Genomic DNA, 14351 nt, shown 5'->3' with positions numbered 1-14351 from the left:
ATGGAAAGCGGCAAGATAAAGAATGAAGCATTGTTGGAGGCAATTGAGGTTTTTAAGGCCGAAAATAATCAGCAGAATCTAAAGAATTTTATTGAGAAGTTATTACAGGCAAGATTTATCCTGCCGGCGACACTGGATCCCAAACCGGTAAAAGATGATCAGGGAAGGATCATGGGAGATGGAAAATTCAGAGTAAATTTCCGTGTTATCACAGATAATACAGGAAAGAACTTCTTCCCATGTTTTACAAATGACGAAGAATTCGAGCATGCGATCAAGGAAGTAGAAGTTGAGAAGATGGCACTTACTTATAAAGAGGTTGCCCCGCTGGTTCTGAATTCCAATGGTCAGATTCAGGGAATCGTGATCGATCCCTACACAGTTGGTATGCAGGTTCCAGATGCACTTATAAAGACAGTGGATGAGAGCAGAAAGAGTGTGCTTGAGGAGCATAAGAATACGAATATCAAGAAGCATACAATTCCGGCAAATACAAAGATCCGTTTAAGAAGTCCGAAATATATGCCGGTTGATATGTTGGATGAAGCAAAAAAATTCCTGGCTGAACGTCCAAATGTAAAGGCAGCTTATATCCAGATGATGGAAAAAGAAAATTCAGATGAAGAGTATCTGATCACAATTGATTTTGAAGGTGATGAAGAAGATTTATTTGATTCTCTTCTTCCAAAGATAAAACCGCTTGCGTTTGGTATTCCAATCGCACTTACAGGAACAGATAACGGACTTGGGAAAAAGGTTACAGAGAATACAGAACCATTCTATAAAAAAGAAATTGTAGGAGATAATAATGTTTAAAAAATATCTGATCATGTTTCTGATATCTATGGTTCCGATCGTGGAACTACGAGGTGCGATTCCATATGCAGCGGTATTCGGAATACCGACATTTCGTGCACTGATCATCTGTATAATCGGCAACATGCTTCCGGTTCCGGCGATTTACTGGTTCGCCAGACGGGTTCTGATGTGGGGAAAAGATAAGAAATATATAGGGAAATTTTTTACATGGTGTATTCAGAAGGGCGAAAAAGGCGGACAGAAGCTGCTTGAGAAAACAGGCGGCGGAGTCTATATCGCACTGATGTTGTTTGTCGGGGTTCCACTTCCGGGTACAGGAGCCTGGACGGGTACTCTGGCAGCCAGCTTCTTAGATCTTGACTGGAAGAAGAGTGCACTTGCCGTTATAGGTGGTGTTGTACTTGCAGGACTGATCGTGGGAGTTGTAAGCTACGGACTGCTTGGCGCGATTGCAGCATTATTCTGATATCATAAATATGGAATAATATTTTAATAAGAGATATGTCTGCAGGACGAGAGAAGCTGCAAAACTTGCAGGCGTATAAGGAGATAGATATGGTAAATCCGGCATCAATTTTTAAGATAAAATCCGCATGGGAGAAATTTGCATCCAATCATCCGAAGTTTCCGATGTTTTTACAGGCTGCGATGGCAAGCGGGATCAAAGAAGACTATATTATAGAAGTAAAGATCACGGATCCGGAGGGAAAGCAGATCTGTACAAATGTAAAACTGACAGAATCGGATATGGAATTATTCCATACCTTAAAGGATCTGAAAGGGTAAATACAGACAATCCAATAAATGCGGCATATTTCTTTATAAAATTAAAAAATAGAGAATATGTCTAAAAACAGAAAAAGATTTCTTGACTTGCACTGTATACTTGTGTTATTGTTAATCGTGCGATGAAAGAGGTCTTTTTTTTATGCCTTAAAATAAGTAATGGAGGTAGATGGAAGTGCGCGTTAAAATAACATTGGCATGTCAGGATTGTAAACAGCGTAATTACAATATGACAAAGGATAAGAAAACGCATCCAGACAGAATGGAAACAAAGAAGTACTGCAGATTCTGCAAGAAGCATACAGTACACAAGGAAACAAAATAGTTCCGGACCAGTGAAGGAGGATTGGTTTAATGGCAAAAAGTGAAGAAAAATCAACAGCTCTCAAGAAAAGCTGGACCCAGGAACTAAAGGGTGAATTCAAGAAAATCACATGGCTTGACAGAACAACCCTGTTTAAGCAGTCAGCCGTAGTAATCGTTTCAACGGTAATCCTCGGAGCTATTATTGCAGTCGTTGACTGGCTTATACAAATAGGCTTGAATTTCATAATATAATGAGTAAAGGTTGGTGAATTATATGGCAGATGCAGAAAGCGCAAAATGGTATGTAGTCCATACCTACTCAGGTTATGAAAATAAGGTTAAAGCTGATATTGAGAAAACAATTGAAAACAGAAAATTACAGGACCAGATATTAGAAGTGTCTGTACCCGTAGAAGAATCCATTGAGGTTAAGAACGGCGTACAGAAAGCTGTTACCAGAAAACTGTTTCCCGGCTATGTCCTGCTCAATATGATTATGAACGATGCTACATGGTATGTAGTTCGTAATACAAGAGGTGTTACAGGATTCGTAGGACCGGGATCAAAACCGGTTCCGTTATCAGATGATGAGATGAAGTACCTTGGAATCAACAAGGAGACAATCGTGATCGATGCGGAAGTAGGCGATATGGTTGAGGTTACAGCAGGTGCCTGGGAAGGTACCGTGGGTAGTATTAAGGCAATTAACCCAAGTAAACAGACCATTACCATCGATGTAGAAATATTTGGCCGTGCAACATCTGTAGAGATTGCATTCGCTGATATCAAGAAATTGTAAGAGTGAGTGGAAGGGTATCCCCCGTTATTACCACAATATTTTTGGAGGTGCGCTAAGATGGCGAAGAAAGTAGAAGGATATATCAAATTACAGATCCCTGCAGGAAAGGCAACACCTGCACCACCTGTTGGACCGGCTCTTGGTCAGCATGGTGTTAATATCGTTGCATTTACAAAAGAATTCAATGCTAGAACTGCTAACGAAGGAGATATGATCATTCCTGTTGTTATTACAGTTTATCAGGATAAGAGCTTTAGCTTTATCACTAAGACTCCTCCTGCAGCACTTCTGATCAAGAAGGCTTGTAATATCAAATCCGGTTCAGCTAACTCAAAGAAGACAAAGGTTGCAACTATCTCAAAGGCTAAGGTTCAGGAAATTGCCGAACTTAAGATGAAAGATTTAAATGCTGCAAGCCTTGAAACTGCTATGAGCATGATCGCTGGAACAGCTCGTTCAATGGGCGTTACAGTTGAAGAGTAATTAAGAATAAAAACATTTTGGTGGGAGGGTCGCTCCCGATAAGACCACAGGAGGTTTATAATGAAGAAGAGTAAGAAATATATAGATGCAAGCAAGCTCTATGACAAAACAGCCGTTTACGAATTCGAAGAGGCAGTTGCTTTGGTAAAGAAGATGGCTACAGCTAAATTTGATGAGACAATCGAAGCTCACTTAAGACTGGGCGTTGATGGACGTCACGCAGATCAGCAGGTACGTGGTGCAGTTGTATTACCTCATGGAACAGGTAAGACAGTTAAGGTTCTCGTATTCGCTAAGGGAGATAAGGTAGACGAAGCTCTTGCTGCCGGTGCTGATTACGCAGGTGGTGAGGAATTAGTTCCAAAGATCCAGAAAGACGGATGGTTAGATTTCGATGTTGTTGTAGCTACACCTGATATGATGGGTGTTGTTGGACGTCTTGGTCGTGTACTTGGACCTAAGGGCTTAATGCCAAACCCTAAGGCTGGTACAGTTACAATGGACGTAACAAAAGCAGTTAATGATATCAAAGCTGGTAAGATAGAGTACAGACTTGATAAAGCCAATATTATCCATGTGCCAGTGGGAAAAGCTTCCTTTACAGAGGAACAGTTAGACGAAAACTTCCAGACCTTAATGGATGCTATTGTAAAAGCAAAGCCATCAGCTGCTAAGGGACAGTACCTTAAGAGCGTTGTAATTGCTTCAACAATGGGTCCTGGTGTAAAGATTAACACAACAAGATTTGCGTAAATCTTATATACCAATATATTGACAGAACGACCATCATGCAGGACGCGCCTGTGTGGTGGTCGTTTTGTACTATATGGAAAAACTTTAAGGGAAGGTAAAAACTTCCTTGACATATACAGGCTGCTCAGCTAAAATTTTTATGGGTAAACGCTTTAGTGTGGAAAAACATAAAAGCGAAAAAGTAAAGCCAAGATCAGACATGGAGGATAGTCACATATGAGACAGAAGAAGATTCATTACATCTATAACGATGCAATGGAATGTATGGATTTTGATGAAAGAAAAAAGCTTCAGGGAGAGAGACTGAGAGCTACCGTAGAGTTGGAATATAATAATGTTCCGGCTTACAGAAAGAGAATGGATGAAGCCGGAGTAAAACCGGAAGATATTAATGGAATTGAAGATATCGTAAAGCTTCCATTTACGCAGAAAACCGATTTGAGAGATAATTTCCCATATGGACTATTTGCTGCAGATCTTAAAGATATTGTACGTATTCAGGGTTCTTCAGGAACAACCGGAAAGCCGATCGTATCAGGATATACGGAAAATGATATTAAGGTATGGACAGAGATGGTTGCCAGAGCACTGACTGCTGCAGGCGGTACAAAGGATGATATCATTCAGATTGCTTATGGTTATGGTTTATTTACCGGCGGACTGGGGGCACATCAGGGTGCAACAGAGATTGGGGCTACAGTAATTCCAATGTCATCCGGTAATACACAGAGACAGATTATAATGATGAAAGAGCTTGGTGCTACGATGCTTTGCTGTACACCATCTTATGCAACATATCTGGCAGAAACCATCCATGAAATGGGAATCAAGCCGGAAGAATTAAAACTGAAATCCGGTTGTTTTGGTGCAGAGCCATGGACAGAGGAAATGAGACAGCATCTGGAAGATCTGCTTGATTTTGATGCACTCGATATCTATGGACTTACGGAGATCGGTGGTCCCGGTGTTGCATTTGAATGCATGGAAAAGCATGGTATGCATATCAATGAAGATCATGTGCTTGCAGAGATCATCGATCCGGTAACAGAAGAACCGCTTCCGGATGATACACCGGGTGAACTGGTATTTACTACACTGACCAAGACAGGTGCGCCTATGATCCGTTACAGAACACATGATATCTGTACTTTACATCACGGAACATGTGCTTGTGGAAGAACAACAGTTAAGATGAGCCGTATCACAGGACGTACCGATGATATGCTTGTTGTTCGTGGCGTCAATGTATTCCCAAGTCAGATTGAAGCTGTACTGATGGGTGTGAAAGAAGCATCTGCACATTATATGCTGGTAGTTGATCGTGTGAATTCACAGGATAAGCTTACTGTTCAGGTGGAATTAAAGGATGATGTTGATATAAACGATGCGGATAAGCTTGAGAAGCTGGCTGCATATATCAAGACACAGATCAAGCAGACTCTACTGATCAGTGCCAAGGTAGAACTGCTTCCGCCGAAGTCTATTGCTCGTTCCGAGGGCAAGGCAAAGCGTATCACCGATAACCGAAACACCGGCTTCTAAAATGGTTGATGTAGCATGAGATTATTTCCTGCTATAGTTCTGTCATCATAAATGACTCGTTGCGGTTCCTATTCGCTGCATATGTCTGTTTCGTAAATGCTCCTGTGCCAACTCGTCCTTCGGACTCAGACAGGCACTCGCATTTACTGACAATATGCAGCTCATAACGGAAGCCTCACTTATGTCATTTTTTGATGACAGAGCTAATAGCAAGAAGTAATCTCATGCTTTTTAATTTCCGCATATGTCTGTTTCGTAAATGCTCCTTTGCCAACTCGCCTTTGGCTGAGCGGAGCACTTAGTGAAGACGAGCGTTAGCGCGAAGTCTGGGGTTAGTGTAGCTTACTCTAATGTACAATGTGCAACTCATAACGAAATCCTTGCGAATGTCATGTTATAGCGCAAATAATATCCTGAGATATTAAAATTTATTGTGGGTGCCTTTTTGTATAGTGCGTTACGGTAAGTACGATTAATTGTGTAGAACATTTCCCCGGTTTTTATATATCGTCAGAAGCCGGATGTGTTCGGTTGTCAGATTATTGTGACAGAGAGTGCTTGCAGATAGCTTCGGTTGTGCCTATAATATAGACTATGAGATTAAACAGGCAATTGCAGAAAGCATATTGTAGATTTTGTTTAAACATTTTGACTTACCAACTCAGAGGCATTTGAGTCCGCCGGTCCTTAGATGGCGTGTAAACGGCATCTTAGTACCGTTGCAGGACGAAACGAGCGGAAGCGTCCTCTGGTTGGTAATGTCAGAAATGTTTAAACAGAGCATAGAATATTCTGCAATGCCTGTTTTGAACAGACAACCAGGAGGCAGACAGATATGAAAGCGGAATATATGCTCCGGATCAGATATTTTCTGGCACATAATAAAATAAAGGTGGTACTATGTCAGCTTGCTTTTCTACTGGTTTCGTCGTTTATTCTGGTTCCGGTTGTATTTCGTGGATTCTATCTGGCGATCAAATTGTCCGGATACAGTTCGATCACGAAAGAGAACTTTCTGGATGTCCTGATCAAGCCGGGATCTATTATTTATATATTGCTTCTTATTGTGCTGCTCATGGTGTTTATGTTGTTGAACCTTACGATGTATATTGTATTGTTTGATGCATCACTCCGGCACAGCAGACATGGCTTGATTGAATATCTGGTACAGGTCGAGAAGCATTTCTTCCGTTTCTTTGGAAAAAGGAAAATTGTGCGTATTTTCTACATGCTTCCATTTGCGTTTGCAGTATACATGCCACCGTTTCTGATGGCGTTAAATAATAATACGGTCACAAAATACCTGTTGAAATTGTGTATTCGGGGAACCGGAAAGAAAGCATTTTGGATTGGATTTGCAGTGATCTATCTGATCTGTATCTGGGTTATGTCCATAAAGATTCCATATATCCGGTTGCTGATCCTTGGAAATGTCGATGCATCGAAAGCAAAAGAGCAGACCCGGCTGACACCACGGGAAAGATTTCATCATTTTATGTTCCAGATGTTATGGGAATTGTTTATTGCTTTATTCTGTGCGGTACTATATGCAGTATTTATTCTGGTAAGTGTTCTTGTTATCAAGGCGAAATCTGATGGCGACAATGTTCTGATACTGTTTTATGAAGTGTATAATCGTATAAACATCGTTGTCGGAGGGTTGTTGCTTTTTATCTGTGGTATGTTCAACATTTCTGCAGCATTACAGCTCGCACGACCAAAGATGCTTATGTATTATGTAGATAATGCTGATCTTAACAAGCAGACCCATTATGTACTGGTCAGTATGGTTGCTGTTGCCTGTGTATTGGCAATATATCTGAATGTCAGATTTTTGTCTGCAGGTACGACACCGACTTACGCTTCCCTTGGGGCAACGTTGATCACCGCACACAGAGGTTCTAGCAGTGAAGCTCCGGAGAATACGATCCCTGCATTTGAAAAGGCAATCGAAGAAGGGGCAGATTATGTGGAAATGGATGTCCGGCTGACTTCAGATGGGGAACTTGTGCTGATGCATGACCCATCAACCGAGCGGACGACAGGCGTTGATAAGCTGGTATGTGATACTACTTATGAGGAGCTACAGCAATTGGATGCCGGAGCAGAATTTTCAGATGAATATGCCGGAACAAAGATTCCGACCTTACAGGAAGCAATCGATACCTGTAAAGGCAAGGTCATGATGAACATAGAACTGAAAACGGTCCGGAATGACGGAGAACTGGAAGCAAAGGTTGCGCAGGAGCTCAAAGAGAATAACATGGAAGAGCAATGTATTGTCACATCCTTTAAGCAACGGTCTCTTGTACGGATCAAGAAAGATGATCCGGATATCGTGACGGGCTATATATACAGCTTCGGATACAGCAACCGGACAAATTATGAAGCAATGGATGTGTTAAGCATTGATGCCAGATACCTGACCAGGCAGGTGGTAACCGGAGCACATAAAAAAGGTATTATGGTCTGCGCATGGACGGTAAATACCAGCAGCGAGATGCGTCGTATGATGGCAATTGGCGTGGATAATATCATCACGGACCGCGTGCCGCTTGCGAAGAGAACCTTAAAGCATAAGGACAGTAATGCCGTATCAGATATGGTAAAATATATATTTGAACAGTAAAAAAATTATCAATACTATGGAAATTGAGAAAAGAATGTGCTATAACAGAAACTATGAATATTATTTTTTTGCGAAATAGAAACTGAAAGGATGAATAGTTATGGAGAAGAAAAATATTGACTGGTCAAGTATCGGTTTTGGTTATATCAAAACGGATAAAAGATATGTATCAAATTATAAGAATGGTGCATGGGATGAAGGAACATTAACAGATGATGCGAACGTTGTATTAAGTGAGTGCGCAGGTGTTCTTCAGTATGCCCAGACAGTATTTGAAGGATTAAAGGCATATACAACAGAAGATGGCAGAATCGTATGTTTCCGTCCTGATCTGAACGCAAGCAGAATGGCAGATTCAGCAAAGAGACTTGAGATGCCTGCATTCCCGGAAGATAGATTTGTAAAGGCAGTAGAAGAGACAGTAAGAGCAAATGCTGCTTATGTTCCACCTTATGGTTCAGGTGCAACTCTTTACATCAGACCATATATGTTTGGTTCAAATCCTGTAATCGGTGTTAAGCCGGCAGATGAGTATCAGTTCAGAATGTTCTGTACACCAGTAGGTCCTTACTTTAAGGGCGGTGCAAAGCCAATTACGATCAAGGTTTCAGATTTTGACCGTGCAGCACCTCATGGAACGGGTCATATCAAGGCTGGTTTGAACTATGCAATGAGCCTTCATGCAATTGTTACAGCTCATCAGGAAGGTTATGATGAGAACATGTACTTAGATGCAGCAACCAGAACAAAGGTAGAAGAGACAGGTGGAGCAAACTTCATCTTCGTAACAAAGGATGGAACAGTTGTAACCCCTAAGTCAAACAGTATCCTTCCATCAATCACGAGACGTTCACTTATGGTAGTTGCTGAGAAGTACCTCGGACTGAAAGTAGAGCACAGAGAAGTATACTTCGATGAGGTAAAAGATTTTGCAGAGTGTGGTCTGTGTGGTACAGCAGCCGTTATCTCACCGGTAGGTAAGATTGTTGATCATGGCAAAGAGATCTGCTTCCCAAGTGGAATGGAGAAGATGGGACCGGTTATCCAGAAGCTCTATGATACATTAACAGGTATCCAGATGGGTAGGATCGAAGCTCCGGAAGGATGGATCAAAGAGATCAAAGTAGACTAATTATTAAAATAGTTTCTATAAAGAAAGAAAAAATATATGGCGTAAATTCCCTTGGTGGGATTTGCGCCATATATTTTATGTATATTCCCATAAAATATAAATTAGATATAAAATAACATATGATATTAAAAATATGACATCATATCTAATTGAAAGTAAAAAATCTGTTTTGAGAATGCATTTCTAAAACTCAAATTGGATAACAGGTAAAAATGCAAAAATGTATGTTTTTTTGTGAAATGCGTTTGCTTTATGTGCATTTGTACGAAAATAAAATATATTGCAGTATAACACTTGATATTTATAAAGTGACAATATATACTTGAAAATTGCTAAAAGTAATATTGTACATAACAAAAACCGGCCGATAAAACCGGGAACCAACATGAGATTGCCGTCAGAGAATGGGCAATCTGCAAAGAAATGGAGGAAAACGATGAAAAAGGGATTTTTCAAGAAGGGAACAGCACTTGCGATAAGTGCAGCGATGGCTGTCAGTATGTTGCCAACACTCAACCCAATTGAAAAGGTTGATGCTGCGACTACCTCAGAAAGTACAAAGACGATCACCGGTCTCAGAATAGCAGGGATCACGAATCCAAGAGGTTCCAATGGCGAAACATTAAGTGACACGGAAAAATGGACAGGAAGCTATGTTTACTACGGTGAATATAACGATAAACCAATTAGATTCCGGGTATTGGACAACAATTCCGGTAAGACATTTGGTATTGACAATGGCAGTATGTTGTTAGACTGTGCGACTATTTTAACAGCAGATGAATCAGATCCATCAAAAAGTATATATTTTCAAACAACCGACCGAACAGACTGGAATCAATCTAATATTTATCAATGGCTGAACAGTGGAGCAGAAGGCGAAAAGATTAATAATGGTATGGGAAGAGAAACGACCGGTTTTCTGACCCAGTTTACGAATGCAGACAGGGAAGCAATTGCTTCCAGTACAAAAAAGTCAAAAAATGTCAGAGATGGTGGTTTAAAGACGGCGGCAGGTTATAGTCTGATATTTACACCTCTTACAGATACTAAGGTATTTGTTCTGGATTCTTGTGAGCTGAGAAATAAATCATATGGATATCCGGATAAAGCAACTGCAGTAACTCAGAGATTAAAAATCGGAAAAACAGTTGTCAGTAATTACTATTGGACAAGATCCGGACATTATTCAACCACCAATCAGGGATGGGGTGAGGCAATGATCAACAGCAAAGGAGCTGTTGATACCATGCAGTATGGTGGAGAAATCTCACCGGCATTTAACGTGGATGTCTCCAAAATACTGTTTACTTCACTGGTATCCGGTACACGGGGAAAGAATAATGCGGAATATAAACTGACTCTGTTAGACAAGAACATGAGATTGGATATTACAACCAATGAATTAACGAAGAGTGGAGATTCGATTGCTGTACCATATGTATTGAGCGGAACTGACAGAGCCAAAGCAACTCAGGTTTCTTATATGGTTACCAATAAAGGTTATACGGCTGATGATGCAAAAGTCCTTGCATATGGAAAACTTGCCAATGCAAAGCAAAAAGGCAGTGTAACGATTAATCTTGCATCTTTGGCAAGAAAAGTAGGAGGCAGATGTACCGTTGATAATATCTTAAAGGATTATCAGGTGTATGTATTTGCAGAAGATATTCAGACAGATGACGCAAAGACTGCAAATGTAAACGAAGGACTGTTTTCTGACTATGCAAGTACACCGGTCAATGTTGCAGAATATAAATTTGATAATGACAGCAGTAATTCAGGCAACAACAATGGCAAGAAGCCGACTGGTACCGGTAACGGAGAGAATGGAATCAAAAATCCATATGGTTCACATGATGGAGAAACATTAAATACAGAAGATGTCTGGACAGGAAACTATGTATATTATGGTAAATATAATGGACAGCCAATCAAGTTCCGTATGCTGGATAATGATTCTGCATCAGATTTTGGTACAGATGGAAGTATTCTGTTAGATTGCGATGATGCATTAGATGAGCTCAATGTTCCAGTAGGTTATAATAATTATGAAACATGGTTAAATAGCCAGACTGGATTTTTAGAGGAATTTTCAGAAGATGAGGTTACATCTATTGCTAAAAGTTCAAAGAGTACAGCATCCAAGGAAGATGGAAAAGGAGTAGTAGCAACATATCAGGGTTCAGTTGTTGAGAATAGCAAGGTTATGACGAATCAGAAAGTATTTGTATTAACCAGTGGAGAAGCAACAAATACGACATATGGTTATCCGGATTCTATTGAAGAAGCAGGACAGAGAGAAAAAGGTTCAGGCTGGATGCTCAGAGATTTATATAAAACAGGAAGAATTACTATAGGAGCAGCTGTAGAGGCAACAGGAAAGATTGAGAGTGCATATGATTCACCTTATGCAATGTCGCCGGTACTTAATGTTAAGAAATCAGCAATCCTTTTTACATCACAGGTAAAGAAGGCTGATGCTGATGGATATAATGCGGAGTATAAACTGACATTATTAGACAGAGACATTAAGACAACACTTGGTGCTATGACACGGACGGGAAATGTAGTAAGAATTCCTTATAGTGTAACAGGTGAGAAAAAGAATAATGTTAATGCGATCACATATGTGGTTACAGATAAGGCTTACGATGCAAATGGATCAAAAATCCTTGCATATGGTAAGTTAGATGCTGTTGACTCAACGAAATTAACAGGCGCTGCAGATCTGGATCTTGCAGCAGTAGTTAACAAGATCGGCAAGAGTGGAATTACAACAGATAACATATTAGAAAAATACAACATATATGTTGTAGCAGAAATTCAGAATAAAGATGATCTGGATACAGTAGATGTTAATGAAGCATTGTTTACAGATTATGCAAGTGCTCCGGTGAAAATTGAGAAATCAGATATTACTAATACAGATGACTCCAAACTGGAGCGTGTCAAGGACCCAACAGCTAAGAAGTCAAGCGACGGAAATACGGTTATTGTTTCTACAGAGACCAAGGGTGCGGATATTTATTATACAACAGATGGAACAACACCAAGTAGAAGCAATGGAACAAAGTATACAGGCCCTATCCCAACAACAAAAGATGGTAAGCCAGTTGATAAGATCAAAGTTATCGCAGTGAAAGATGGAATGAAAGACAGTAATGTGATCGACTTTGATGTTAAGAATATAACTTCTGATGATAACAAGGGTAAGATCGCACAGGTTGATAAGCCAACTGCAAGTCTGACTGAGGATAAAAAGTCTGTTCTCCTTTCAACAAAGACAGAGGGCGCAGATATCTACTATACAACAGATGGAACTACGCCAGGTAAGACAAATGGAAAGAAATATACCGGACCAATCCAGATCACCGGTACAGACGGTAAGACGATCAAGGCGGTTGCTGTTAAGTCAAATATGAAAGACAGTGACGTTATGGAGTTTGATGTAAGTGCATTAAAGCCTGGAACAGAAGATAAAGGTGATAAAGCTCAGGTTGGAAAGCCATCCGTTAAGGCTTCCGATGATGGTACATCACTGATCATCACAGCAGATCCGAAGGATGCAGATATTTACTACACAACAAACGGATCAACACCAAGCAAGAAGAACGGAACCAAATATACAGGACCAATTCCTGCAACAGATAAGAATGGAAAGACGATTGATACGATCAAGGTTATTGGTGTAAAAGATAACATGAAGGACAGTGATATTGCAACTGTCAAGGTAGCAGATCTGAAGACCCAGAAGCCAACGATCGCAGCAAGCGGTGACAAAAAGACAATTACTGTTTCAGCAGTAAAGGGTGCAACGATCTACTACACAACAGATGGAAGCACACCGACCAAGAAGAATGGCAAGAAGTATACAGGACCGATTGATGCGGCTTCTGTTGCCGGTAAGACAATTAAGGCAATTGCAACTCTTCCGGGTAAGTTAAACAGTGATGTGGTATCGGCAGAAGTAAGCAAACTGATTCCGTCTACACCTGTAAATCCTGTTAAGGGACAGGTTGCAGCACCAACCGGAACACGTTCTAAGGATAACAATGCATTTACCCTTGCAACAAAGACAGCAGGTGCAACGATCTACTATACAACAAATGGAAGTTACCCAACAACCAAGTATGGTACAAAGTATACAAAGCCACTTACAATTAAGAAGAATTCCACAACTACGATCACAGCGATCGCAGTTAAGAATGGTATGGAAGACAGTGATGCAGTACAGTTTGTTGTAATCCGTCTTTCAGATGGAAAAGTAACCGTTAAGAAAGAAGAAGTAACACAGCCGGGACCAAAGCCAGGTACAAAAGAAGCCGATAAGTGGGTTTCAAGCGATAAGGTAGACAAGTATACCAAGGGACAGCTTACAGGCAGAGCTTCTGCTACAACAAGCAAGGTGACCTTACGTTGGGAACGTCTGAAAGAGGCTGATGGATATATCATCTACGGTAACTATTGCAATAAGAAGAATAAGATTTACAAATATAAGAAGATCAAGACTGTTTCTGCAAGTAAGTTAAAGGGTAAGAAGAACATTAGCTATACACTTACAAAGCTTGCAGGCGGTAAGAAGTTCAAGAAGAATACATTCTATAAATTTAAGGTTATTGCTTATAAGAATGTAAGAAATTCCAAGACTGGAAAGATAGAAAAGAGAATGATCGGCAAGTCCTTCCAGTTACATACAATAACTGCAACAAAGAAATACAAGTACAACAACCCGATCGGTGTTACTGTAAAGAACACAAAGGGTAAGACGGTTTCAAAGGTTACAGTTAAAAAGCGCAAATCCGTTTATCTTGATGCAACAGTCAAGATGGCTAAGAATAAGAAACTGAAAGTTCACTGTGAGAAGGTTCGTTGGATCTCAACAAATAGCAAGATCGCAACTGTTTCACAGGGAGGCAGAATCAAGGGTAAGAAGAAAGGTAAATGTTATGTATATGCACTTGCTCAGAATGGTGCCCGTAAGAAACTGAAGATTACAGTAAAATAAAGCCCCCAATATATTACGTATTAAATATACAAGGAGACTCGTCTGTCCTAGTTGGCAGGCGGGTCTTTTTTCATTCATTTTTTATGGGAATTTA

The 14351-nt window shown here is 40.3% G+C and carries 12 protein-coding genes; all 12 read left to right on the top strand.

Annotated elements, in window-relative coordinates; genetic code table 11:
• The 12 genes from WKT03_RS08880 (at window position 1) to WKT03_RS08825 (ending at window position 14257) form a co-directional block, all read left to right on the top strand.
• Window positions 1-816 (top strand): enhanced serine sensitivity protein SseB, encoded by an 816-nt coding sequence (locus WKT03_RS08880; RefSeq protein WP_021943588.1) that lies wholly within the window; start codon window positions 1-3, stop codon window positions 814-816.
• Entirely contained in the window at window positions 809-1285 is a 477-nt protein-coding gene (locus WKT03_RS08875) for a COG2426 family protein (RefSeq protein ID WP_340391620.1), read from the top strand. The genes WKT03_RS08880 and WKT03_RS08875 overlap by 8 nt, the downstream gene beginning before the upstream one ends.
• Before the next feature lie 89 nt (window positions 1286-1374).
• Entirely contained in the window at window positions 1375-1605 is a 231-nt protein-coding gene (locus tag WKT03_RS08870; RefSeq protein WP_021943590.1) for a hypothetical protein, read from the top strand.
• A 175-nt stretch (window positions 1606-1780) separates the two neighbouring features.
• The gene (gene rpmG, locus WKT03_RS08865) at window positions 1781-1930 is read left to right on the top strand and encodes a 50S ribosomal protein L33 (RefSeq protein WP_008401093.1); all 150 of its coding nucleotides are present in this window, start codon (window positions 1781-1783) and stop codon (window positions 1928-1930) included.
• Window positions 1931-1959: 29 nt separating this feature from the next.
• A complete protein-coding gene (secE, locus tag WKT03_RS08860) occupies window positions 1960-2163 on the top strand; it encodes a preprotein translocase subunit SecE (protein WP_008401094.1) in 204 nt (67 codons plus the stop codon).
• A gap of 22 nt (window positions 2164-2185) precedes the next feature.
• Entirely contained in the window at window positions 2186-2710 is a 525-nt protein-coding gene (nusG, locus tag WKT03_RS08855; RefSeq protein WP_008401095.1) for a transcription termination/antitermination protein NusG, read from the top strand.
• A 57-nt stretch (window positions 2711-2767) separates the two neighbouring features.
• Window positions 2768-3193, top strand: coding sequence for a 50S ribosomal protein L11 (rplK, locus tag WKT03_RS08850; protein ID WP_008401096.1), 426 nt, complete (start codon window positions 2768-2770; stop codon window positions 3191-3193).
• A 60-nt stretch (window positions 3194-3253) separates the two neighbouring features.
• Complete coding sequence (rplA, locus tag WKT03_RS08845) at window positions 3254-3946, top strand: 50S ribosomal protein L1 (RefSeq protein ID WP_021943593.1); 693 nt, start codon at window positions 3254-3256, stop codon at window positions 3944-3946.
• Between the two features lie 216 nt (window positions 3947-4162).
• Window positions 4163-5488 (top strand): phenylacetate--CoA ligase family protein, encoded by a 1326-nt coding sequence (locus WKT03_RS08840; protein ID WP_021943594.1) that lies wholly within the window; start codon window positions 4163-4165, stop codon window positions 5486-5488.
• Between the two features lie 835 nt (window positions 5489-6323).
• Window positions 6324-8117 (top strand): glycerophosphodiester phosphodiesterase, encoded by a 1794-nt coding sequence (locus WKT03_RS08835; protein ID WP_340391618.1) that lies wholly within the window; start codon window positions 6324-6326, stop codon window positions 8115-8117.
• Window positions 8118-8217: 100 nt separating this feature from the next.
• Entirely contained in the window at window positions 8218-9249 is a 1032-nt protein-coding gene (locus WKT03_RS08830) for a branched-chain amino acid aminotransferase (RefSeq protein ID WP_021943596.1), read from the top strand.
• 436 nt (window positions 9250-9685) lie between these two features.
• Complete coding sequence (locus WKT03_RS08825; protein ID WP_340391616.1) at window positions 9686-14257, top strand: chitobiase/beta-hexosaminidase C-terminal domain-containing protein; 4572 nt, start codon at window positions 9686-9688, stop codon at window positions 14255-14257.
• Window positions 14258-14351 lie beyond the last annotated feature (94 nt).

It is taken from the genome of Coprococcus sp. HCN-4056 (genome assembly GCF_037892645.1).
GTDB lineage: Bacteria > Bacillota > Clostridia > Lachnospirales > Lachnospiraceae > Coprococcus > Coprococcus ammoniilyticus.
This window is presented reverse-complemented; position numbering and strand designations above follow the sequence as displayed.